At 68.7% G+C, this 24920-nt stretch carries 13 protein-coding genes; 8 read left to right on the forward strand and 5 right to left on the reverse strand.

What is annotated here, in order from left to right; translation table 11 throughout:
- Positions 1-74: 74 nt before the first annotated feature.
- Positions 75-1910 (reverse strand): AAA family ATPase, encoded by a 1836-nt coding sequence (locus GC150_16575; protein MBI1386523.1) that lies wholly within the window; start codon positions 1908-1910, stop codon positions 75-77.
- Positions 1911-2406: 496 nt separating this feature from the next.
- Here GC150_16575 and GC150_16580 point away from each other — a divergent pair, with 496 nt between their 5' ends.
- The 8 genes from GC150_16580 to GC150_16615 all read left to right on the forward strand — a co-directional run bounded on the left by GC150_16580 (position 2407) and on the right by GC150_16615 (position 20870).
- The gene (locus GC150_16580) at positions 2407-3696 is read left to right on the forward strand and encodes a molybdopterin molybdenumtransferase MoeA (GenBank protein MBI1386524.1); all 1290 of its coding nucleotides are present in this window, start codon (positions 2407-2409) and stop codon (positions 3694-3696) included.
- 105 nt (positions 3697-3801) lie between these two features.
- Positions 3802-6216 carry a glycosyl transferase family 51 gene (locus GC150_16585; protein MBI1386525.1) on the forward strand — a complete coding sequence of 805 codons (2415 nt, stop codon included), beginning with the start codon at positions 3802-3804 and terminating at the stop codon, positions 6214-6216.
- 373 nt (positions 6217-6589) lie between these two features.
- Positions 6590-9781 (forward strand): hypothetical protein, encoded by a 3192-nt coding sequence (locus tag GC150_16590; GenBank protein ID MBI1386526.1) that lies wholly within the window; start codon positions 6590-6592, stop codon positions 9779-9781.
- 194 nt (positions 9782-9975) lie between these two features.
- On the forward strand, positions 9976-10620 hold the full coding sequence (locus GC150_16595) for a hypothetical protein (GenBank protein ID MBI1386527.1): 645 nt from the start codon (positions 9976-9978) through the stop codon (positions 10618-10620).
- A gap of 318 nt (positions 10621-10938) precedes the next feature.
- On the forward strand, positions 10939-16215 hold the full coding sequence (locus GC150_16600) for an alpha-2-macroglobulin family protein (protein MBI1386528.1): 5277 nt from the start codon (positions 10939-10941) through the stop codon (positions 16213-16215).
- Between the two features lie 3 nt (positions 16216-16218).
- The gene (gene pbpC / locus GC150_16605) at positions 16219-18375 is read left to right on the forward strand and encodes a penicillin-binding protein 1C (protein ID MBI1386529.1); all 2157 of its coding nucleotides are present in this window, start codon (positions 16219-16221) and stop codon (positions 18373-18375) included.
- Positions 18376-18621: 246 nt separating this feature from the next.
- A complete protein-coding gene (locus GC150_16610; protein MBI1386530.1) occupies positions 18622-19746 on the forward strand; it encodes a poly(3-hydroxybutyrate) depolymerase in 1125 nt (374 codons plus the stop codon).
- Positions 19747-19922: 176 nt separating this feature from the next.
- Positions 19923-20870 (forward strand): hypothetical protein, encoded by a 948-nt coding sequence (locus GC150_16615; protein ID MBI1386531.1) that lies wholly within the window; start codon positions 19923-19925, stop codon positions 20868-20870.
- Between the two features lie 12 nt (positions 20871-20882).
- Here GC150_16615 and GC150_16620 read toward each other — a convergent pair whose 3' ends face one another.
- The 4 genes from GC150_16620 to GC150_16635 form a co-directional block, all read right to left on the reverse strand.
- Positions 20883-21809, reverse strand: a complete 927-nt coding sequence (locus GC150_16620; protein MBI1386532.1) for an EamA family transporter — start codon at positions 21807-21809, stop codon at positions 20883-20885.
- On the reverse strand, positions 21806-22792 hold the full coding sequence (locus GC150_16625; GenBank protein ID MBI1386533.1) for an EamA family transporter: 987 nt from the start codon (positions 22790-22792) through the stop codon (positions 21806-21808). Before GC150_16625 ends, GC150_16620 begins: the two co-directional genes overlap by 4 nt.
- Entirely contained in the window at positions 22789-23817 is a 1029-nt protein-coding gene (gene moaA / locus GC150_16630) for a GTP 3',8-cyclase MoaA (protein MBI1386534.1), read from the reverse strand. Before moaA ends, GC150_16625 begins: the two co-directional genes overlap by 4 nt.
- Positions 23818-24005: 188 nt before the next feature.
- Positions 24006-24905, reverse strand: coding sequence for a glutamate racemase (locus tag GC150_16635; protein MBI1386535.1), 900 nt, complete (start codon positions 24903-24905; stop codon positions 24006-24008).
- Positions 24906-24920 lie beyond the last annotated feature (15 nt).

Below are 24920 nucleotides of genomic sequence, written 5' to 3' on the forward strand. Positions count from 1 at the left end.
TCCTGCCGCGCCGCCCGATTCGATGGATCTCCGATCGACCGAACGGGCGCGAGGGGCGCGCCCGTTCGATCCGGTTATTCGGCCGGGCGCTGCGGCCCGAACGGGCGACGCAGAACACTCGCGAAGGCGTCCAACGGTGCGCCCGCGCGGGCTTGTCCATTGACGGGTGGCGTGCCATTGCGGCGCTCCATTGCCAGCCCACCGAGGTCGAGGATCCCGGCATCGTCGCCGCCCTCGTCCACTCGTTCGGGCTCGTCCGCCCGTGCGATGCCGGAGGCATTCGCCGCGCTCGCAGCCAGGCGCGCGGCGCTGTCCTGCGGTCGGGCTTCCACGACCTCGACCCGCCGATCGGACGCCGCCGGTCGCAGCGGCTGGAGCGCGATCACCTCTTCACCATCATCGCCCGACTCGCTCGGGGCGTTCGCCACCTGGTGTGCCGCCGACGGGTCGCTCGGTGTGCTCCGGTGTGGCGCATCGTGCTGACGGTCGGCGACCGGCCACGGCCGCGCTGCCGGGTCCGTACCCCCCTCACGCTCGGCCCGGGCACGCCCGTGCATTGGTGCCTGGTGGCTCTCGTCGCCCCGTTGGTCCCATGAAGGGGCTTTGGGCCTGATGGTTGGCGCCGGACGGGGATCGGGCGCGGCGGCGGCCTGCGGGACATCGCTTGTGCGCGCGGGCTGGGTGCCGTCCGGCGACTGAGGGCGGCCCTCCGGACGAGCCGGCTGCACGGCAGGGACCTCGCGCTGCGCCGCCTTGGCGGGGGGAGGCGGTGCGGCGGTGGGCGACGGCGGGCGCTGCGCCCCGGTTGGCGCGCGCTGGCCTTGCGCGGCGCCCGCCTGCGCGTTCCTGCGTCGCTCGAGCGTATCGCGCATTGCCTCGGCGATCAGCCGGTCGACCTCGGCATCGAGTCCGACGTCATCGCCCACCATGCGGGATCTGAGGATCGTGATCGCCGACATCCGATCGAGCGTCTCGGCCGCGAGCGCGCGGATCGCCGCTCCCGCGTCTCCCGGATACTTGGCGAGGAACGAGCGCGAATGGTCGTGAAAATCGGCCGCGCGCTGGATGAAGGGACGCCTCGGGATCGCCGTCAGGAAGCAGCGGTTGGCCGGGTCCGCGAGAAGCTTCTCGTGCCATTCCGCCTCCGACGCGCTCTCCTCGTCCTTCTGGTTGACCAGCACGCCGATCAGGTCGGCGAATCCGTGCTGCGCCGAGAAGTCACGGAAACGCTTGAGGATATCGAGACCGCGTACCGAGAGATAATCGGCCTTGGTCGGCGGCAGGTAGAAATCGCATTCGCGCAGCCAGCACTCCGTGAGCACGGAAAGGCCCGGTGGGCAATCGACGAGGATCACATCGAAGTACCGCGCCACATCGTCGAGCAGGTTGCGGATCGCCTGCCGCAGCTCACTGTGTCGCCGCCCGGCCGAGACCTCACGCTCGAACAGCGTCAGATTCATGTGGCTCGGCAGCAGGTAGACGGTCTTGGCGTCGTCGACGTCCGACACACCATCGAGCACGTGCGCTTTCCAGTCGGCCTCGCCCTCCACCAGTACGGACGCCGAGAGCAGCTCGACGATCGTGCGCCGCTCCGCCTCCATGCGCTCCCAGCGCGCCATCGGCGACATCATGATGCTGATGGAGGTTTGCGAATCGGAGTCGATGACCAGCACGTTCTTGTTGTGGTAGCTCGACAGCGTCTCGGCCAGGGCCATCGTGACCGTCGACTTTCCGACACCGCCCTTGGTGTTCATCACCGCGATAGACTGGCCCATGCCTCTTCCCCCTGACGCGACCCACCACGCCGGAAAGCACGGTCGTTGGGCGGATTTGAGGCCGCCGCCGAATCGATGGCGCCCAACCGGGACAGCATCCACCAAGTCAACCGCTGTCACGCGCGAAACAACCATACTCTATCACGTTTTCGTGAAAAACACTTTCGTTAACACTCCTTTCGTTCGCGCCATGTGACGGTTTCGTGTATACTGAACGTTGTGCGGTTACGACTTTCGTCTGCGAGTTGAGTGCGGGGTAGTTCTGATGTTGAAGATCGTTGCCTTGGCGACGGCTTCGTCGCTTTTGGCGCCTGCCTTGGGCGCGGTCGTGTACTTTGCCTTCAAGGGCATGTGAAGCGGCTGATTGGGTTGCTCGAGCGCCCGCCGCGCGCTTTCCATTCGAACGCCTGCCATGGCGCATCCACTGCTGATGGCACTCCGGCCAGCGGCGTTTGCCGTAGCTGCGGCCCGCGAGAGCGCACCGGCCCAGCGCCGTGCCCGCCGGTCCTGGCTGACCGCGGTTCCCACCGTGCGAAATCTGCTCATCCCCGCCCGACGGCCGAGAGCGTGTCGACGATTGCCCCAGCGGTCCGGTTCCGACTAAGTGTGGCCGACACCGCCAGAGGCCGAGATGACCCCGAGACGTTTGCGAAACGACTGCTTCCTCACGGACCGTGAGCGCCTCACTCATGCCGCGGCCCTCGAACTCATCGCCTCGCGCGTCTCACCCGTGACCCCGAAGCGAGAGCTGCCACTTGACGCTGCAATCGGCGCGATCCTCGCCGATGACGTCCGAGCCATTCGCCCGATTCCCGCTCACGACAACGCCGCCGTCGACGGCTACGCCTTTGCGAGCGCGGACTACGACCGCGCCGCCGGCAGCAGCTTCGAACTCGCGGGTCGGGCCGCCGCCGGCCACCCGTTTTCCGGCCGCCTGCCCGCCGGGGGCGCCGTCCGCATCCTGACTGGCGCCGTCGTGCCGGAAGGCGCCGATACGATCGCCATGCAAGAGGATGTCGAATTGTCCGGGCCAGCCGATGCGGTCGGCGCCACCGTGCGCGTTCCGGCTGGCCTGAAGCCCGGTGCCAACCGTCGGCGAGCCGGCGAGGACGTCTCCGCCGGCAGTGTCGTGGTGGCGGCCGGCCGCCGGCTGCGCCCGCAGGACATCGCGGCCATCGCCTCGACGGGCGCCGCTCGCGTCGTCTGCCATGCCCCGCTCCGGGTCGCCGTCGTCTCGAGCGGCGACGAGGTTCTCCGCGTCGGCGAGCCGTTCGCTCCCGGCAAGGTCTACGACGCCAACGCGCCCATGCTCGCGGCCCTCGCACGCGGTCTCGGAAACGAGGTGACCGATCTCGGAATTCTGCCGGACGAACCCGAAGCCGTCCGCACCAGTCTCGCGGACGCCGCGTCCAACTTCGACCTCGTTCTGACGAGCGGAGGTGCCAGTCAGGGCGACGAGGACCACCTCGTCACCGCCGTCGGCACTCTCGGCACCCGCCACCTCTGGCAGATCGCCATCAAGCCCGGGCGCCCGATGTCGTTCGGCCAGATCGGCGACTGTGTCGTCCTCGGCCTACCGGGCAATCCGGTTGCCGCTTTCGTTTGCTTCTTGCTCTATGCTCGACCGCTCATCGAACAGCTGTCGGGCGCGGCCTGGTCCACACCACCTGCCTTCCTGGTGCAGGCCGCCTTCGAGATAACGGGCAAGAAGCCCGATCGCCGCGAGTTCCAGCGGGCCCGCCTCGTTGCCGGACCGGACGGCGCCCTCGTTGCCGAGCGTTACGAGAGGGACGGCTCCGGCCTGATCTCCTCCCTCACCCACTCCGACGGGCTCGTCGAGATTCCCGAGCCCGTGACGACGGTGCGCTTGGGTGATCCCGTGCGCTTCCTGCCATACGCGACGCTGGGCATCCTCGGCTGAGGCAAGGGCAGGGGTAAGGACAAGGGCTCTGGCCAGCTCAAAACGGCCATAAAGCACGGTTAGTTGACCAAGCTTCGGCGGACCCAAAGCGAACCTGGCGTACCCATGCTCACCGCGTTTCGATGGCTTGCGATCGCGCTCGAAACGGTGCTCGCGCTGCCGTTCCGCATCGTCAACGTCTTCATCCAGGCGTTCGTGTTCAATCCGCGACTCGGCCCCCTGCGCCACCTCGTGACCCTGGCCGTCGTCTACGTCCTCTTTGCCGTGACACTGGTCTATGTGGTCGCGCCTCTGCGCGGTTTGACCGGACGCTATTGGTATGCCGACAAGCTCCAGTACGACAACAGCCGCTGGCTCGCGACCGCGATCTACGACCGCAACGGCAATTTCGTCGGCACGTTCGATCCGCGCCTCGATTCCAAGCAGGACGTCAATTATTCCGGCGTGCCGATCGAGCTGGCGGCGGCCGGCTATGTCGCCAACCCGGACCACAAGTCCATCCCCGTGCGCCAGGCCCCGGAGTATTTCTGGCGCTGCCTCGTCTATCATGAGGATCGCCACATCGGCACCTGGCTCAATCCCGCCGGCATCGACTTCCTCGGCGTTCTCAAGATCCCGGCTTCGACCATTCGCCGCTCATTCGCATCCGGACGTCCACGCCTCGGCGTCGGCGGCTCGACCATTCCAATGCAGCTCGCCCGGGTCATTTACAAATCGCCGCCGAGTGCGAGCGAGGGCGCCCTCGTCAAGCTCCGCCGCAAGCTCGCCGAATGGTGGATGGCCCCGGTCATCTACGCCGAGTTGACGCGCAACGGCGACGCCGAGCCACTCAAGGAGTGGGCCGCCAACCACCTCTGGCTCGCCCAGCGGGGCGGCGGCGACCTGCACGGCGTCGAACTTACGGCGCGCATCGTCTTTGGCAAGGAAGCGCGCGATCTCACCGTCGCCGAGCAGTTCGTGCTCGCCTCCGCCGTCAACAAGCCCATCATCCTCCTCGATGGTGGTGAGCGCCTCAACGCCGTGCGCGACGACCGCTGGAAGTACGTCGTCGACGTTCGCGCCCGCAAGTGCGCCAGCGAGCTGGTTTCCGACCCCGAGACCCAGAAGGAGGTTTTCTTCGAGCTGACGACCATCGCGCACGGCCCGCCCGACCCGCTGGTGCGCCCGGAACTCGAGGTCGCCCTTTCCGAACTCGGCGAGGGCTCGGCCCGCATCGCCCGCGCCAACCCGGCGCTGCGCGCCAACCTGCTCATTCCCGCCGCCCGCTATGGCGTGCGCGAGGAGATGAAACAGGAGTACGGCTTCGAGTGGCGCGAGTATGTGCGCGGTGTCAATTTGACGTTCTCGGCGGCCGACAATCGGCGTTTCCGCGAGCGCGTGCGCGGCGAGCTTCGTGCACTCCAGCAGCGCCACGGCGCGCGCATCGGCCCCGAGTTCACTCTCGACAGCGACAACGCCGTCACCCCCCTCGGCGTGGCCCGCGAGATGCCAGACGTCGTGATCGCGGCAGCCGACGAGAACGGCCACATCGTTCGCTATTTCGAGGCGCGCGACACGGCCGCCTATTTCGGGTCCGCCCACGCCCACGATCCCGACACCGGCCTCTACGACCCCGAGCGCGAAGTGCGCTCGATCGCCTCGATCGGCAAGATCATCCCGGCGATCGCCATCGCCAACGAGGGAAAGGACACCCTCGCCACCAGCTATCTCGACGACAATGCCCCCGCCAAGGGCCTCGAGACGTGTCAGCGCCGCGGTGGTCAGCGCCACGGCCGCACCGCCGAGGTCACTTTCGCCTGCTCGCTCAACCGCCCGCTCGAGTTGCGCGCCGCGCGCCTCGGCCAGCGCCCGATCCGGCGCCTCATCGACGGCTTCGGCTTCAACATGCCGCCCGCCCCGACGCCCGAAACCGAGACACCGCCATCGACCGCGGCGGTGCACGGCTTCATCACGGGCAGCCCACGCCGCGTCCACCAGATGGCCGGCGTCGTGCTCGCCGCATTGACCGGACGCGGCGATCGCCTGGTCGGCCAGCCGACCCTGGTGCGTGGCTGGGACCGGCACCACGGCGCCCTCGACGATGGCGAGGCGACCCCTTTCGACATCCGCCCCGATGACCTCATCAAGCGCGGCTCGGCCGCGCGCCTCGCCCAATTCCTTTCCGCTCCTCTCTGCTACGAATTCCGAGGCAAGAGGCACGGCACGATGAAGGAACTCGCCGACTGGTGCGCCAGCCGTCGCAGCGACGTCACCCTCCATTTCGCCAAGACCGGTACCTCCGTCACGGAGGACCCGGACGCCACGGTCGACGTCTGGGCGGCCGGCGGCATCAAGTTCTCGAGCGGTCGCCAGTTTTCCTATGTCGTACTGGTCGGTACCGGCAGCACCAGCCGGCCCTGGGCGCGCAGCCTCCACGCCAGCCAGGTCGCGGCGCCCCTGGTGCGTATTCTGCTCGAGGACCTCAAGGCCGACGTGTCACGAGGTCCGGCGGTCGCCACCGCTCCCCGCCAGGGCACCTGAAGGCGGCCTCGCCCGGTCACTCGCCCTGCTCCGACCTGTCACCGGCCGCCACGCACACGCCCACCGCGTACCCCGCAACCTTCACGCCAGTTTTCACGCTCGACGGCATCCGGCCCCGACGATTCCGCGGCATTGCTGCAAATGGGTCACATTGAAGCCAAGTTGGAGACCGACAACTCCGGTGATCACGCAGGGGAGGGATTGAAAGCAGGCTGGGCGCCTTTCGGGCGGCGCGTCGGAGTGGGGGATGATCCCGCTGCCACGACGCGAACGTCTTCGGTTGCCTCCGGCGGGGCCTTGTCGGTCGGGCGTCAGCGCTCCGGCTGCTCGGCGAGGGGAGAAGGGCGGCTTCGGGCCGACGGGTGGTGAAGTGATGTCGATCTCGACCGATGACGGCTTTGCGCCGGCGCGCAAGCGCCCGTTCGACTGGAAGAAGGCTCTGCTCCTCCTCGGTCTCGGCATCCTCTCGTGGATATCGACCTACACCGGGATGCTCGAACTGATCCGCGCAAACATGGGGCAGGTCGGCTTCAGCGTCGAGGTGGCGATCGGCTTTGCCGTCGCCATGCTGATGCTGATGATCATTTGGCTCCTCGATCGGCTGTTCGACCGGATTTCCATCTCCGTTCGCCTGCTCTACGTCTTCGGCTATCTCTTCCTGACGCTCATTTCCGTCGGCTTCGGCTTCGGATTCTACTGGAAGTACCTGGAATCGCGAACTGAGGCCTCGCGTTCGGCGGAATCGGCGGTCACACAGGTGCAGACCGCGCTGCAGGGATCCCAGACCCGTCTGGAGCAGCTCCAGGCAACCCTGACGACGCTCACCAGCCTCTCGGCCACCAAGGCGATCGCCGAGCGCGACAAGGGCAATTCCTGTCCCAACAGCCGGCCGGGTGATGGTCCGCGGCGGCGGTTGCGCGACGCCGATGCCGCCCGCTTCGGTTTTGCCGGAACCTTCGTCAGTCAGCGCGTGGACACCGTCAAGGGTGACATCGCGACCCTCAACGCCGACCTCGCGCGCGTGATCGCCCAGGACCCGACGACATTCGATCCGCTGGATGGCACGCGCAATGCCTTCCTGCGCGAACTCGGCCGCAAGCTCGAGATGGCCTCGGCCCGCTTCAATGCGTTCCGTTCCGATCCCCAGCTCCTGCAGTTCCGCGCCGACTTCAACGAGCGCGCCGGCAAAACGGTCTTCGACGACGAGAAGGGCGGCACCTTCGCCTGCCCCGATCCCGAATTGCAGGCCGCGCTGCGCGGCGTCGTCCGCGCCATCGACCAGCTCCCGGAGCTGGAAAAGCCGAAGGTTTCCGCCGTGGAGGGCTCGGAAGCCATCGTCGAGGCGTTCCGTCGCCTCACCGTGACGCTCTACGGCGCCTTCCAGCTGAAGCTCCCGCCGACGCCCGACGAGTTGCGCGAGCTTCAGCAGAAGGCCGTCGCCACGCTCCAGGACAACGTCGCCCAGCGCCGCGTGCTGGCCATGGAGCCTGGTCTCGGCGAGCGCGATTACATTCCCCTCTTCATCGCGATCTTCGTCGATTTCTGTCTCCTCCTGGTCTCCGTCGGCCGCCCCATGAACGGCTTCCACTGGCTCGACGAGCGCATGGGCCAGGCCCAGGAATGGCCGGTGATGAAAATTCTCTCGCGCTTTCGGGACATTCACCACGACGACGAGATCCGCGAGGTCTTCGACGTCTTCCGTCACGTCGTGTTCGACTGGCGGGGCACCTATTATGCCGCCGTCCCGACCAATGGTACCGACCCCAACGTCGACAGCCGCGTCGGCCGCGATGCCGCCATCCAGGCCCAGCTGCTCGCCAACCTCTTCACGAGCTTCGAGAACGAAAAGGTCTTCGTCCGCACGCCGGTCTCGTTCTTCACCACCGGCTTCGTGCAGCGCAAGTTGCGCGAGCAGGGCTCGCGGTTCGCCGACGCCGAGGCCTTCCGCATCTACCGTTTCCGCCACCGCATGTGGCAGGACTGGATGCTCAGCGCCATGATGGGCGCGGCAAGGCGCGTCGAGGCGAGGAAACGCCGCGAGGAACTCGAAGCCGAGCGTCTGGGCGTCGCCGACCCGCGGGATTTCGCGACCGCGCGCAGCGGCACGTCGGAGGCAGCGCCGGCCGAGGGCGCCCTCAAGACCGCGATGCGGGCCGTCGAGTCGGTCGAGAGCCGCGACGGCGACAAGACCGCCCAGGAGGCGGTGAGCACGGCCGCCGCGACCCCCGCCGCCAATGCCCAGGACGAAGCCCTGGCGAGCGCCATCGAGGAGGCAGTGCGCGAAACGCTCGATGCCCAGTCACTGGCCGCCCGCGAGCGCGCCGAGGCCGACGCTGCCCGCCAGCTGACACGTCGCCTCCGCGCCGAGCGCGAGGCAGCGCGCCGGGTGCGTCTGGCGGCATCCAACGTCGAGGCGGTTCCGCGTGCTGCCGAGGTCCATCACCTCCCGCACGCCGCGCCCGATGCCGTCCGCGCGGGCGCCGTCCAGAACCAACCGCCGGTCGCTCAGGTCGCCGCATCGCGCGCCGAAGCGGAGCGTGCCCCGATCGAGGCCGCGGCACAGGCTCCGGCAACCGCCATGGCCAGCGAGGCCGGCTGGTCCAACGGCGACGATCCGATGGGCCGCGCCATGACCATGGGCGCGGTCGCCCTGCAACTGGTCGAGGCCCCGGCCACCTCCCCCGATGAGCAAACGCGCGCAAGCGCGACACCTCTCGACCGTGTGGTCGACTTGGCACCAGCATACACCGCGACACACGACGTGATCGCTCTGCCCGGTGTGGCGGATGCATCGGGTCGTCTCGCCAACGCCGCCGTGCCGCCGGCCGGCAGCCCCTCCGGCCCCACCCCAGCCGCGACACTGGTCGATGCACCGACCGATGCGCCCGTCACCCCGACCTTCCGCACCGCCGTGCGCGAGGCCTTGCCCGGCCATGTCGCGCCGATCGCCCGTGATCTCGCCCAGCGTCATGCCTCGGCCGGTCCCGGGCTCGCAACCGGCCCCGACGGCGGCGATCCGCGTGCCCACCTCTCGAGTCGGCTCGAGGCCATCGAGCGCTCACGTCCACTGGTTCCCGCGCCCCGCGCGAGCGGCCTCGAGCACTATGTCGCCCTTCCTCCACTCACGGACGGTCGGCGCGCCGCGCAACCGCGACCGGTGCCGCCGGCTCCCGCCGCAAAGGCCGTGCCGGCCGTCGACACCATCACCAACTCCGGCAAGGCGCCGGCGGCCGGAACGAACCGCCCGTCGAGCCTCATCGGCCGGCTGGGACGTGCCATCCTTGGCCAGAAGGCGATCGAGGCGCGGGCGCCCACCACCGAGCCCGTCGCCGTCGACACCGACACGGACCAGCCCGTGATCGAGGCGACCTGGAGCGTCACGGAACCGAAAGCCGTCGCTGGCGATCGCACGCCAGTTCGTGGCGCCGAGCGGCCGGCCGAAAAGGCGCTGTTCGAGGACGAACTCCTCGACGACGGCGACGGAGCCGAGATGCGCACCGAGGCCGTACATCTCGACATCGAGAACCTCTCGAGCTGGTTCGCCAAGCGCGGCGAGAAGCGCTGAAACCGAGGACCTCCGACAGCGGGCGGCACATCCTGCCGCCTGCCGGCACCCGTGCTCGATCGATCGTCCCAATTCCGGCCAGTCTGGCAAAGCTTCCTTAACCTGAGCGGGGCTAAATCGAGACGTGACGAGGCAACCTGGCCCGGCGGCAGTCACCGCTCGCCGCACCTTGGAAAAGAAGAGGTCCAAAACCCATGGGAGCAGACTTGAAGTCGCGGCGGCAGGAGATCGTGAGGCATGGCGAGAAACAAGGCCGCCTCGACCAGTTCGTAGGGTTCTATCTGGATCGCATCTTCGCCGATTGGGCCCATCGCCCGGAAATGCACGTCGTCAGCGTCATTGCGCGCTCCCCGGCCTCGCCCGTCGCCCGCGCGGTGGCGAGCAACGCTCCCGACCTCTTGTCCGCCGGCATCGTCATTCGCGTCGTCTTCGCCCAACTCGAGCCCACCGACTTGATGGGTGAATGGACGGACATCGCGCTCGTCGCCGCCGAGAGCGATGCCGGCTCGTCCGTCGAATTCGCGCTCATCGGCAATCAGGCGCTCGTCGACGCCCATGAGGTCATCGTGCTTGGCGCCGACATGAGCTGGTGCGGTGACGCCATGCGGCGCGATCCGCTGTTGCGCGACACCGTCGAGGTCTACGATCCGTGCTGCCCGCGCTCGGCAACGCTCAATCGCCGGAGCTTCGAAGCGCTCTGGACCCGCAGCGAAATCATCCGCGTTGCGACCCCGGTGCGCCGCGCCGAGCCGCAGCCAGCCCCCGTCGAGGCCACGGAAACGCCAGCGCTGCAACCCGGCGAACTGCCTTCGACGACGCTCGCCTCCACCCGCCACTGAAACGGTCAGCGCGGCTTCCTCGCGCCGCCCCTCGGTCACCGATTCCGAGGTGAATGCCCGGTCGCGCCATGTGCGCCGCCGGGCATTTTCGTATGCGAACTCGCCCTCGCACTGCGGCCGAGACGCTCCTCCAGAGCCCGTCAGTTGCCGTCAAAGCGCCCCGCCCGACCACCAATGCGGCACCATTATTTCCATTGCGCCGATTGACTTATCTCGCGGCCTTGCTTTCGCCAAGGACCTGTGGCGCGATCGCCTCGATTGCCGCGGACCGCACTCGACGACACGCTGCCGGTCCGCTTCCAATGCAAGGACCAGCTCATGCCCCCCCTCTCGCGCACGCTGCTATCCGCCATCCTCGCCCTCCTGTTGGGCTTCCTCGCCCCGCTCGCGGCCCGCGCCGAATTCTCGCACGGCCCGACCGTCTATGAAGCCGGCGAACTCGCCCGAAAGCTCGCCGGTCTGCGCGGCGCCGACGGTCGCGGCGCGCGATGGTACTTGCGGCAAGGCCAGCGGCTTTCGCGCGGCGGCGAGGCGTCACGTGACGCCTACCTCGCGTTCTTGACCGCGGCAGCCATCGACCCGAGCCTTCAGGAGGCCTATCGCGGCGTCGCGGAAATGGCCCTCGCGATCTCGGCGACGAGCCCGAGCGAGCAATTCGAGTTGCAGCGCCAGGCCACCGCCGCCGCGTTCCAGAGCTATCGTCTGGCCAAGACCCCGGCCGAGAAGTCATCGGCGCTCGCGCTGCTGGCCACCGCCTATGAGCAGCGCTCGCTCTGGCGCCCGGCGATCGATGCCCTGAAGGAGGCGACGAGCCTCGAGGCGACGCCCGAACTCGTTGCGCGCTACGAGGAACTGCGTGCCGAGCAGGGCTTTCGCATCGCCGACTATTCGGTCGAGTCCGATGCGGCCTCACCGCGCGTCTGCGTGCAGTTCACCGAGCCGCTCGCCCGCGGCAAGCAGGACTTCGCGAAGTTCTTCTCCGTCGACGGCCGCGATCCGGCAGCCGTACGCACCGACACTCAGCAGGCCTGCCTCGAGGGCCTCGAGCACGGCAAGCGCTATGAGATCACCGTGCGTGCGGGCTTGCCCTCGTCGGTCGGCGAGGATCTGCTGAAGACTGCGACGCTCGCCGTCTACGTGCGCGACCGCTCGCCCGGCGTTCGCTTCGGCGCCAATGCCTATGTGCTCGCCAACCGTGGCCAGCAGGGCATTCCGGTGATTTCGGTGAACACGGATGCCATCGAGGTCGAAGTGTTTCGAATCGGCGATCGCGGTCTGGCCCGCGCGGTCATCGATGGTGACTTCCAGCGCGCCCTGAGCGGCTGGCAGTCCGATGAATTGGCCGACCGCCACGCCGCCCGGGTCTGGCAGGGCAGCCTCGAGGTACGCTCCGAACTCAACGAGGACGTGACGACGGCGTTTCCGCTGAACGAAACCGTCGGCCAGCTGCAACCGGGCGTCTATGTCATGGTCGCACGTGCCGCCGGCAAGACGGAGGACACCTGGAGTGAGCGCGCCACGCAGTGGTTCGTCGTCTCCGACCTCGGCCTGATGGCCCTTCAAGGCGGAAAGGGCGTGCATGCGTTCGTGCGCTCTCTGGCAACCGCCGAGCCCGTCGCAGGCGCCACGGTTCGCCTCGTCGCCCGCAACAACGAGGTGCTCGGCGAAGCTTCGAGCGACGCATCGGGCCACGTTCATTTCGCCGGCGGCCTCGCGACCGGAAAGGGCGGCATGGCGCCGGCCGTGCTGATCGCCGAGAACGGCCCCGGCGACTTCGCGTTCCTCGACCTCACGGCAAACGCCTTCGATCTCACCGACAGAGGCGTCGCCGGTCGCGCGCAGCCGGGCCCGCTCGACGGCTTCCTCTTTGCCGAGCGCGGTGTCTATCGCCCGGGTGAGACGGTGCATTTGACGGCGCTGCTGCGCCGCGACGACACCACCGCCGCGCCCTCCATGCCCGTGACCCTGGTCGTCACCCGCCCCGATGGCGTCGAACACGCCCGCGAGGCCGTTGCCGACATGGGAGCGGGCGGTCGCACGCTCGATCTCGCACTGCCCGCCGCCGCCATGACCGGCACGTGGTCCGTTGCCGCACTCGCCGATCCCAAGGCACCGGCGCTCGCAACGACCGCATTCCTCGTCGAGGATTTCGTTCCCGAGCGCCTCGGTCTCGAACTGGATGCGACCGATCCGACCGTCGCCGCCTCGCGCGCCGCACGCCTCGCCGTGGCCGGCCGCTACCTCTATGGCGCCCCTGCCGCCGGCCTGCGTCTTTCGGGAGATATTCTCGTGCGCACGCGCTCCGGCGGCCTGCCGGGCTACGAGGGCTTCGCCTTCGGCCTCGACGACGAGGAGTTCTCGGCCCAGCGCGCCGAACTCCCCGCCAATCTTGCGACCGACGTCGGCGGCACCGCCGAGATTACCGTCGCCCTGCCCGACCTCGCCCAGTCCTCGCGCCTGCTCGAGGCCCGTGTCGCCGTGACGATGACCGAGCCCGGCGGCCGCGCCATCACGCGCGACATCGTGCTCCCCATCGAGCCCGAGCGTGCCTTGGTCGGCGTCCGCAGCAATTTCGCGAGCGGTGAAATCGGCGCCGGCCGCAACGCGTCGTTCGATGTCGTCACGCTCGATGCCGCCGGCCGGCGAAGCGCCGAAACCGGTCTCGTCTGGACGCTCTTTCGCCTCGAAAGACATTACCAGTGGTACAATCGCGACGGCTCGTGGGGTTACGAATCGGTGACCTTCCCGACCCAGGTCGCCTCCGGCACACTCGCCACCTCCCCCGATGCGCCCGCGCGCTTCGAGGCGCCGGTCGAATACGGCCGCTACCGCCTCGAGGTGGTCTCGGCGACGCCCGGCGGGCCCGCCACCGGTGTGACCTTCACCGCCGGGTGGTGGAGTGCCGACGCCGACACTCCCGAGGTACTCGACGTTGCCCTCGACAAGCCCCGCTACGCAGCCGGTGAGACGGCAACCCTCACCGTTGCCTCCCCGAGCGCCGGAAAGCTCGTCGTCGCCGTGCTCGGTGACGACGTCCTCGCCACGTCCACCCACGACGTGACGGCCGGCTCGCAGACGGTATCCGTCCCCGTCGGGCAGGATTGGGGGGCAGGAGTCTATGTCGCCGCGATGCACTACCGCCCGATGGACGAAGCGGCAAAGCGCATGCCGAGCCGCGCAATCGGCATTCGCTGGCTCGCACTCGACCAGGCGCCGCTGACCCTCGAGCCCGTCGTCACCCTGGAAAACCAGGTCCGCGGCAACCGGACGCTCACCGTTCCGGTTTCCGTCGGCCAGCCGCGCCCCGGCGAAACGGTACGCGCGGTGGTTGCCGCCGTCGACGTCGGGATCCTCAGCCTGACGCGCTACGAGACGCCGGACCCGGCCGGCTGGTTCTACGGCCAGCGCCGCCTCGCCATGGACATCCGAGACCTCTACGGCCGGCTGATCGACGGTATGCGTGCCTCGCGCGGCGCCGTTCGCTCGGGCGGTGACGGCGGTGAGGGTGCGCTTTCCATGCAGGGTTCACCCCCGGTCGAAAAGCCGCTCGCACTCTTTTCGGGCATCGTCGAGGTGGATGCGGACGGCAATGCCAACGTCGACCTCGACCTGCCGCCCTTCAACGGCACGGTGCGGATCATGGTCGTCGCCTGGAGCGAGACGCGCGTCGGCAGTTCCTCCCGCGATCTCATCGTGCGCGATCCGGTCACCCTGACGCTGACAACGCCGCGCTTCCTGACGCTTGGCGACCAGGCCCGCCTCTCGCTCGACCTGCACAATGTGGATGCTCCCTCCGGTGCGTTCGCGGTGCGCGTGTCCGCCGAGGATGCCGACAACACCAGCCGCGCCGTCGGGGATCAGACCGCGACTCTCGAGACCGGCGCACGCCAGCTCGTTCCCGTACTCGTCGATGCACGCAAGGTCGGGCCGATGTTCCTCGAGGTGCGAGTCAGCGGCCCGGGCGACGTCGACATCGCCCGTCGTGTGGCCATCGACGTCAAAGCGCCGGCGCCGAGCGTGCGCCGCCAGAGCCGCCAGCAGATCGCGGCCAATGGTGGTCGCCTGACCATCGATGCCGCGCTCTTCGGTGACCTCATCGCCGAACGCTCACGCGTCACGATCGCGACCGGCCCGGCCGCATTGCTGGACGTGCCGAGCATTCTCGTTTCGCTCGACCGCTACCCCTACGGTTGCGCCGAGCAGACGACGAGCCGTGCCCTGCCGCTGCTTTATCTCTCCAGCGTCTCGGCTCGCATCGGCCTTGCCGGCGACGATGCCGTTCGCGCCCGCGTCGCCGATGCCATCACGAACCTCGCCGGCATGCAGTCGAGTTCGGGCGAATTCGGCCTCTGGGCTCCGGTCGGTGGCGACCTCTGGCTGACGTCCTACGTCACCGACTTCCTCACCCGTGCGAAGGAGGAAGGGTATGCCGTCCAGGACCGCGTGCTCTCGAACGCCCTCGACCGGCTGCAGAACTTCGTCACCTACACCAACGAGGTGAGCGGTGGCGGTGGCTCGCTGGCCTATGCCCTCTACACGCTCGCGCGCAACGGGCGGGCACCGATCGGCGATCTGCGCTATTACGCGGACACCAAGCTCGACGAGTTCAGCTCCCCCCTCGCCAAGACCCACCTCGGCGCCGCGCTCGCCATGATGAACGACCGCGAGCGGGCGGGTACCGTCTTTGCGAGCGCGCTCGAGAGCCTCCAGGCCGAGGAGCTCAAGCCTTCGCTGACACGGACCGACTATGGTTCGCTGTTGCGCGATGGTGCGCAGATGCTGACCCTGGCGGGAGAGCGCTTCGATGCCGGGCTCGGCACTGGCGGTGACATCGTCCGCCTCTCCCAGCTCGTGCGCCGTGCCCTCGACCGCACGACGCACACCTCGACCCAGGAGAACGCGTGGCTGCTCATGGCCGCCCGCTCGCTGCTCGAAGCGGCGGACGGCACGCGCCTCCTGGTCAACGGTGAGCCCTCGACCGGTGCCTATATCCAGGGCGTCACGGTGGATCGGCTGACCAGCGAGCCGATCCGCATCGAGAACCGGGCCGAAACACCGGCCGACGCCGTTGTGACGGTCGCGGGCGAGGCCGCGACGCCGGAGCCCGCAATCGAGCGGGGCCTCAGGGTCTCGCGCGCCTATTACGGGCTCGACGGCAAGCCCATCGACCTCGCCTCGGCGACCGGCGGGCGGGCGACGCTCGCCCAGAACACGCGCATCGTCACCGTTCTGACCGTCGATGTGGCCGACGGCGCCGGTGGCCGCCTCTTGCTCGAGGACCGCTTGCCGGCCGGCCTCGAAATCGAGAACCCGAAGCTCGTCGACAGCGCCTCGCTCTCCTCGTTCCCGTGGCTGAAGTCGGCTGTCTATCCCGAGCACACGGGCTTTCGTGACGACCGCTTCGTGGCCTCCTTCAATCTCTGGCCCGGCAGCGGCAGTGAAACCAAGCGCACGATGACCCTTGCCTACGTCGCGCGCGCGGTCAGCCCCGGCACGTTCCTGCATCCGCCGGCGACCGTGGAAGACATGTACCGGCCGGCCCGCTATGCCCGCACCGCCTCGGGCACCCTCGAGGTCACCGCGGAGCGTCGCTGAGCCATGACCACCTCCCTCGAGGAGAAGCGCCCCGCCCCGCCCTCAGGGCGGACGGGGTGGCGGCGCTGGTGCGCGGTGCCCGGCGCGACGACGCCACTCCTCCTGGTGCTCGTCGCGTTCGTCCTCCTCGGGCACGCGATCGTCGACCGCCAGATCGAGGGGCTCTCGCCCCTCGACGTCGCCTCGCGCAGCCGACCCGGTCCAGTGGTGGTGGACCGCGAAGGCCAGTTGCTCCGCGCCTACACGGCACCGGATGGGCGCTGGCGGCTTCCACTCGCCGCCGACGAGGCGGATGAGCGATATCTCGCGATGCTGCTCGCCTACGAGGATGTCCGCTTCCACGAGCACCACGGCGCGGACGTGCCGGGCATCGTGCGCGCCGGCCTCCTCGCACTGCGCCACGGCCGCTTCGTCTCCGGCGCCTCGACACTCACCATGCAGGTCGCCCGCCTGCTCGAGCGCCGCCACGAGCGCACACTCGCCGGCAAGTGGCGCCAGATGCTGCGCGCCTTCTGGCTGGAGCGCCGCTTCACCAAGCGCGAGATCCTCGATCTCTATCTTCGGCTGGCACCCTTCGGGAGCAATCTCGAAGGCGCCCGCGCCGGCGCCCTCGCCTACTTCGGCAAGGAGGTCCGCCGCCTCTCGGCCGGCGAGGCGGCGCTGCTCGTCGCGATCCCGCAATCGCCGGAGGCACGTCGACCGGATCGCGACCCCGCCGCCGCCCGCCGGGCCCGCGACAAGGTGCTGGCACGCATGGTGCGCGACGGCGTCCTCGATGCCGTGGAGGCCGGGCGCGCGATCGCCGAGGCTGCACCCCGTCGCCGCATTCCGTTTCCCTTCCATGCTCCGCACCTGGCGGATCGCCTGGTCTCCGGCAACCCGGACCGGACCGTAATTGCGACCACGATCTCGCGTGATCTCCAGGCCCGCCTCGAGCCGCTCGTTTCCGCCCATGCCCACGCGGCGGGCCGCCGCGCCTCGGCCGCCCTCATCGTGCTCGACAACACGACCGGCGACGTCCTCGCGCAGATCGGATCGCCCGGAATTTTCGACGCCGAACGCGAGGGCGCCATCGACATGACGAGCGCGGTGCGTTCGCCCGGTTCGGCCCTGAAGCCGTTCATCTACGGCCTCGCCTTCGAGATCGGCATGGCCCATCCCGAGACGCTCATCGAAGACCGGCCCGTGCGCTTCGGCACCTGGCGCCCGCGCAACTTCGACAACACCTGGAACGGTACGGTGAGCGTGCGCGAAGCGCTCCAGTCGTCGCTGAACATCCCCGCCGTGCGGGTTCTGGCCGGCATCGGTCCAGCCCGATTCAACGCCCGTTTGACGGCGGCGGGCGTCCGCCTCGCGCGCCCCGGCAACAGCACCCCTTCGCTGGCGCTCGCCCTCGGTGGCGCCGGCCTCACGCTCGAGCAGCTCGCCCAGCTCTACTTGGCGCTGGCCAATGGCGGGCTGGTGCAGCCGACCCGCCACCTGATCGCGGAGCCACCGGCGGCGGACGCGGAGCCCGCGCCGTCTCACCGCCTCCTCTCCGGCGAGGCCGCCTGGTACGTCGCCGACGTGCTGCGCGATGCCCCGCCCCCGCGTGGCGCCATCGGTGGTGAGATCGCCTTCAAGACCGGAACCTCCTACGGCTATCGCGACGCCTGGGCAGCCGGTTTCGACGGCCGCCATACCGTGGTCACCTGGCTCGGCCGTCCCGACAGCGAACCGGTCCCCGGCTTGACCGGCCTCGGGTCCGCCGCGCCGCTGCTCTTCGAGGCCTTCCAGCGCGCCTCCCCGCTGCGCCATCCCTTCAAGGCACCGTCCGGAACGACCCTGGTCACGGACTCGAGCGCCGATCTGCCCCCACCGCTCCGGCGTTTTCGCTCGATCGGCGTGAGCGAGGTCGAGCCCGAGGGTCCCGAAGCGCCCCTCTCGATCACATTTCCCCCGAACGCCTCGCAGATCGCGCTGGAGAGTTCACGCCGCCTCCAGCTCATCGCGAGCGGCGGCCGGCTGCCGCTCACCTGGCTGGTCGATGGTGCACCGCTGGCCAGCCCGCCACACCGCCGCGAAGCCCTATGGACACCTGCCACCGGTGGCTTTGCCCGCTTGACGGTGATCGACGCCGATGGCCGCAGCGACTCGGTCGCGGTCCGGATCATCGACTGACCGGCGAGCCGGCCCGAGCCCCGTCGCCGCTTCCGCCACCCACGCGGCCCCGACCAGCCGGTTGGGGGCGTGCAATAGAGCCACGCTGCAACGACGAAATCGCCAACCGCGGGCGCATATGCTTGCCGACACCCCAGGCGCGGCGCTGACATTTCCGCAACGCGTGGGATGGTCGGGTGATTCGGTGCACGCTGCGCGGTGGAGTGCGCCGAGGCAACTGCCCGGCCCCGTACGAAGCGAGGTCCGATGACGGCGAAACACGAAAAGCGCAAGGCGCACGCCGCACTTTTCGGCATTTTGGCGGCCGTGCTGCTGGCCGCCTGCCGCCCGGAGCCCGACGGCCAGCTTCCCGCCATTTCGGCCGAGCCTGGTCAGATCACCGTTTCGGGCGTGTCGTCCGGGGCTTACATGGCCGGGCAATATCAATTCGCCCACGCACGCACCGTCACTGGCGCCGCGATCGTCGCTGGCGGTCCCTATGGCTGTGCCGAGAGCCTGATCGCCCCGACGCTGCCGGCTGGCAGCGCCGCTTTCCTCAACATGACCAAGGCGGCCAACGTCTGCATGCTCGATGGCCTTCGGCTGATCGGTGAACCCGACCCGAACCGCCTCGCCGACGCCGCACGCAAGCGCGCCGCGGCCGGGGAGATCGATCCCGTTTCACATGTCCGCAACGACCGCGTTTATCTTTTTGCCGGCTCGGGCGACCACACGGTCGTGCCCGAGATCGTCGCCGCGGCGGCGCGCTTCTACGAGACCGTGGGCGTCGCCGCCGACCGCATGACATTCGTTCGCCACCCCTTGGCCGGCCACGGTATCCTGACCGAGACGATCGGTGTCGCTTGCGGTTCGACCGGCCGGCCATATCTCAACGACTGCGACCACGATCAGGCTGGCGCCATTCTCGACGCCCTGCTCGGCGACCTCGCGCCCCCATCACCTAATCCCGAGATCGCCGGCGACCTCATCGCCTTCGACCAGCGCCCATTCCTCGATCCCAGCACGTCGCATGGCATGGCTCTCGCCGGCTACGCCTATGTCCCGCACGTCTGCCGCGGCGAGGAAGGTTGCCGCATCCACATCGCCTTCCACGGTTGCAACCAGAACGCCGAGAAAGTTGGCGAGGTGTTCGTGCGCGATGCCGGATTCAATCGCTGGGCCGCCAGCAACCGCATCGTCGTGCTCTATCCGCAGACCACCACGACCGCCCTCAACGCCAACGCCTGCTGGGACTGGTGGGGCTACACGGGGGCCGATTTCCTGACCCGCTCGGCACCGCAGATTCGCGCCGTGAACGCCATGGTCCGCATGCTGGCATCCGATCCGTCGTCCGGACGGCGCCCGCCTCAAGTCGTCGCCGTTGCGCGATAGCGCTTGACCCGGCGAGCCGGCTGCGCCACCGGAAGATCGGATCAGCTCATTGAGTTGCCGAGCTTTGCGCCGATCGCGGATCGAACCTTCCGGCTGCGGCATCGAGCTCTCGAATGTCCCGGGTTCGGCCGCCGGAAGCGAACCCGGGCGATCAGGGAACGCCACGAGGACGGATCATGGCCTCCGCAGAAGGACTGTCGCGAGCCTCGCTCGCTCCCCAAGACGTTGGTGCGGGGCTCGGCGTCGGCGCACTCCGGCGGCTTTCGGCGCTGTTCGCCCTGCCCGTGATCATCGGGCTGCTCGCGCTCCAAGCGCTCGATGCCGTGCCATCGCCGGCGGGTCTTGCGGCCGCGATGCCCGAGCCCGATCGCGATCGGCTCTCGCCCGCCACCGCTGAGGCCGGAGCGGCCGCGCCCCTCGATCGCCTGCTGGCGCGCGAACTGGTCCTCTCGGCCTATTCCGGCGTCAGCTACACGCACGATAGTGTCGTCAGCATCGAGAGCCCCGACGGCACATTCACCGAGCTCGACGACGTCTCATGGAACGGCGAGCCGTTCCGCAATCCGATCTACTACGGCATGCGGGCGGGCGGCTGGCTCGGCGGCCTGCCATTCGGCGGCGTGATCGACTTCACGCACGCCAAGGCGCTCGCCCAACTCGACAACATGGTCACGGTGCGGCGCTACGCGAAAGGCTCCCTTGCGCTGCCGAACGAAACGCGCGAACGCCTGCGCGACGTCTATTCCAAGCTGGAATTCTCCCACGGCCACAACATCCTGATGGCGACCGGCCTCTATCGCCTGCCGCTCGCCAGTGCGCGACTTTCTCCATACGTCGGACTCGGCCTCGGCACGTCGGTGCCGCACGTCGAGATCCAGCGCGCCGGCAGCGAGACGCGCACCTATGGCTATCAGACCGTCGGCCCGGCCGGCCAGGTGCTGCTCGGCCTCGAGGTCCGCCTCGCCACCACTTCGGTTTTCGTCGAGTACAAGTTCTCGGCCTCGCACTACGCCCCTTCGCTGGCCGAACCGGCCGGTGGGCGCCTCGTGGCGCAGCTGCTGACGCACCACCTGATCGGCGGTTTCTCGATCAGAACGGGCGGCCCGGCACGTCTCGCGCGCTGAGCGTAACCCCATTCATCGCGCCCCCCCATCCGTGGTCGGCCCGCCGCCACGCTGACGCTCGCGGGCGAACGTGTAGAGGCCCGCGGCGACGACGACGGCGATCCCGACGCTGGCGAGCACGTTGGGCAGCTGACCCCAGACCAGCCAACCCGACAGCAGCGCCCAGACGACCAGGGAGTAGCGATAGGGCGCGACCAGCGCAGCCGGCGCGCTGCGCGTCGCCTGAATGATGGTCGCATAGGCCACCATGAGCAGACCGGCCGCCGCCGTCAGAATGGCCATCTCGCGCCACGTCGGCATCGGCCAGGTTTCGAGCGGCTTGAAGGTGATCCCGACCACCATCACCGCCGCCGCGGCCGCCAGCGTCATCACCGTCGTCGGCACACCGGGCGCGACGAGACGCGTCGCGAGATCTCGCACCGCCACACAGAGCACCGCCCCGAGCACATAAATCGCCCCCCAGTCGAACGCCTCCAGCCCCGGCTGCACGATCATCAGCGCGCCGAGGAAGCCGATCAACGCCGCGAGCCAACGCCGCCAACCGACCGGCTCGGCGAGCACGAGCGCCGCCCCGGCCGTCACCGCCAACGGCACCACCTGCATGATGCCGATCACGTTGGCGATCGGCATGCGGAACAGCGCCGTGAGAAAGAGCGCGGCTCCGATCGCTTCACTGATGGTTCGCAGCGCCGCCATGGGGTCCAGCATCCCGCCGAGCCGACCGAACAACCCGCTGCGCCAGGCGACGATGAGCATGACCGTGGTCGCGATCAGACCGCGTATCGTCATGATCTGACCGGTCGCCAACCGCTCGGAGGCGAGCTTGGTCAGGGTGTCGTTGACGATCATGAGCGCCATGCCGACGAGCATCAGCAGCACGGATCGTGCCGCCGAGCCGCCAGACGGGGCAGCACGCGCCCCGGCATCGACGATGGTCATTGAGCGCCCCCGACCGATCCACCGGGCGGAACCGTTCCACCGGCACCACCAGCCTCCGCCACCGGCCCCGCCACATGCCCCCGTTGCCGTTCGCGGGCAAGCGCAAAAAGCCCCGCACCGACCACGATCGCCATGCCGGCGAGCCCCGTGGCATCGGGCAGGGTTCCGAACACCAACCAGCCGAGCAGCACCGCCCAGGCCACCTTGCTATAGCGGATGACGGCAACGAGCGATATCTCGCCGGTCCGGCAGGCATAGATGATAAGGAAATAAAAGACGATCTGCGCCAGCGCTGAGGCCACGAGCAGCAGCCACTCTCGCCCCTCGGGCATAACCCAGGCCTCCCCCACCCCGAACACCGCCCCGACGAGCCCCACGAAGACGATGGTCACCACGCTGACGACCAGCGTCGGCAGGGCCAGTGGCAACCGGCGCGTGGCGAGATCGCGCATCGTGAAGAATGCGATCGCCACGAGCACGAGCAGGCTCGCGGGCTCGAATGTCGGAGCGAGAGGGCGGATGATGAGGAGGACGCCGAAGAACCCTGCGCCAGCGGCCAGCCAGCGCCGCCAGCCGACCCGCTCGCCGAGCAGCAGTGCCGCCGCTCCCATGAGGACGAGCGGCAGCACTTGGGAGATGCTCGCGACATCGGCGAGCGGGAGCACCGCGAGCGCGCCGATATAGGCGATCGCCCCGCCCGCCTCACCGGCGACCCTGAGGCCGAGCGGCCAGCCCAAGACATCGCCGCGCACGAGCTTGGCGATCGCCGACCGGCAGAAAATGGCGACAACGGGCGCGAGCAGCACGAAGGCAAAGAGGCTTCTGAGCGCGACCAGTTCGCCGATCGGCAAGGTCTCTGCGGCGAGCTTGATTATTGCCTCGTTGAGCGCGAGCACGACCATCGCGGCCGCCGCCACCGCTCCGCCCCGAAGGTTGTCACGCAACCGCGCCGCTTCGGCAGCGGCATCGGCCTGCTCGCTCATCCCCCGGTGACGGACATGTGCCGCGCCACCGCCGGCTGGCGGGTCGTGCGATCGATGACGAAGTCGTGCCCCTTGGGCTTGCGTGAGATGGCCTCGTCGATCGCGGCATAAAGGAGGGTATTGTCCGCGCCGGCCCTGAGCGGCGCCCTGAGGTCCGCATCGTCGTCCTGACCGAGGCACATGTAGAGCTGACCGGTGCAGGTGATGCGAACCCGGTTGCAGCTTTCGCAGAAATTGTGGGTGAGCGGCGTGATGAAGCCGAGGCGACCGCCGGTTTCCCGGATACGCACATAGCGGGCTGGACCGCCGGTGCGATAGTCGATCTCCTCCAGCGTCCAGCGTTCGGCGAGCCTGCTGCGCACGAGCGTCAAGGGAAGGTATTGGTCGGTCCGGTCGCCGTCGATGTCGCCGAGCGGCATGGTCTCGATCAGCGTGAAATCCATGCCGCGACCGTGCGCCCAGGCGACCATGTCGGCGATCTCGTGCTCGTTGACGCCTTTGAGCGCCACTGCGTTGATCTTGACGCCGAGACCCGCCGCCTGCGCGGCATCGATGCCATCGATCACCCGGCCGATTTCACCCCAGCGCGTGATCGACTTGAACTTGGCGGGATCGAGCGTGTCGAGCGAGACGTTGATGCGCCGCACCCCGGCGTCCCGCAGCTCGCGCGCGTATTTCTCCAGCTGGGTGCCGTTGGTCGTCAGCGTCAGCTCTTCGAGTGCACCGCTTTCGAGATGGCGCCCGAGCGAGCGAAAGAGCGAAAGGATGTTTTTTCGCACGAGCGGCTCACCGCCCGTGATCCGAAGCTTACGAACCCCCTTGGTGATGAAGGCCGAACAGAGCCTGTCCAGTTCCTCGAGCGTCAGCAGATCCTTCTTCGGCAGGAACGTCATGTTCTCCGACATGCAGTAGACGCACCTGAGGTCGCACCGGTCCGTAACGGAGACCCGCAGATAAGTGATCGCCCTGGCGAACGGATCGATCATCGGTCCCAAGTGCGCTCGCTCCATGCTCTGGGCAGCCATCTCTCACCTCGCCTTCGACCAAGCTGGTGCTGCCGCGCTCGGCGGCGCGGAACGGCGCTCGGTCATCGATATCAATTCGGCCTCGTGGCGCGCACTGTAGGTCGGATCTGTTGTCCGCCGACATCGCCCCGGGCAACGCCGTGAGCCTAGCGCTTCCACCGGCGCGATCAAGCCCGACGACGGACGATTTACGCCCTGGTCGCTGGAGTGACCGCGCCCCCTGCCCCCGCCGGATCGAAGTCCATGACGGAGCGGAACCGGGCATGATGCGGCATGAACGCCCGCAGACCCGCCGTCACCTCCACCACGTTTCCCGTGGTCAGCAGTACCGGCTCGAACAAGTGATCGCGAGGTTGGGCGTAGTGCGGATGGCGGGCGAGATAGTCGTCGAGGCTGTGCGCGACCGCTTCCGGCTGGGCGAGGATGCGCGTCGCGGGCGGCAGGAAGCGCCTGAAATGTTCTTGCACGAGAGGATAGTGCGTACACCCGAGGATCGCGCGATCCGGCGCTTGGCCGGCGCACTCGGCCAGCAAGGCGGCGACGTACCCCTCCACCAGCTGCGCCAGTTCCCCGTCCGGTCGCGCCCGCTCGATCGCGGTGGCAAGGTCCGGGCAAGCCTGCTGGATCACCGTCACCTGTGGGCAGCGTTTGCGGATTTCCTCCGGGTAAACCCCCGAGGCGATCGTGCGCTGCGTCCCGAACACCGCGATACGGTCACGGTTGAACTTCTGGGGGTATTGCGGTGTCTGCACGGCCCATGGCGTTTGCGTCGCCGCTTCGACGGTCGGGGCAACGATGCCGATGACGTTGTGTCCGACCCACCCGGAATCCGGCAGCCAAGAGCGCTGCAACGTCCGGCAGGCGACCGCCGTCGCCGTGTTGCAGGCGAGGATGACGAGCCGGCAACCGAGACCGAACAGCCGCTCGACGCCGGCCTGCGTCAGCGCCACGACGTCCTCGGCGGGGCGGTTGCCATAGGGCGCGTTCGCGTGGTCGCCGAGATAGAGGAAACGGATGTCGGGAAAGCGCGCGACGAGCGCGGCGAACACCGTCAGCCCACCATGGCCGGAATCGAAGAGACCGATCATCGCCGAAGCCTCCGC

The organism is Hyphomicrobiales bacterium, assembly GCA_016125495.1.
Lineage (GTDB): Bacteria > Pseudomonadota > Alphaproteobacteria > Rhizobiales > RI-29 > RI-29.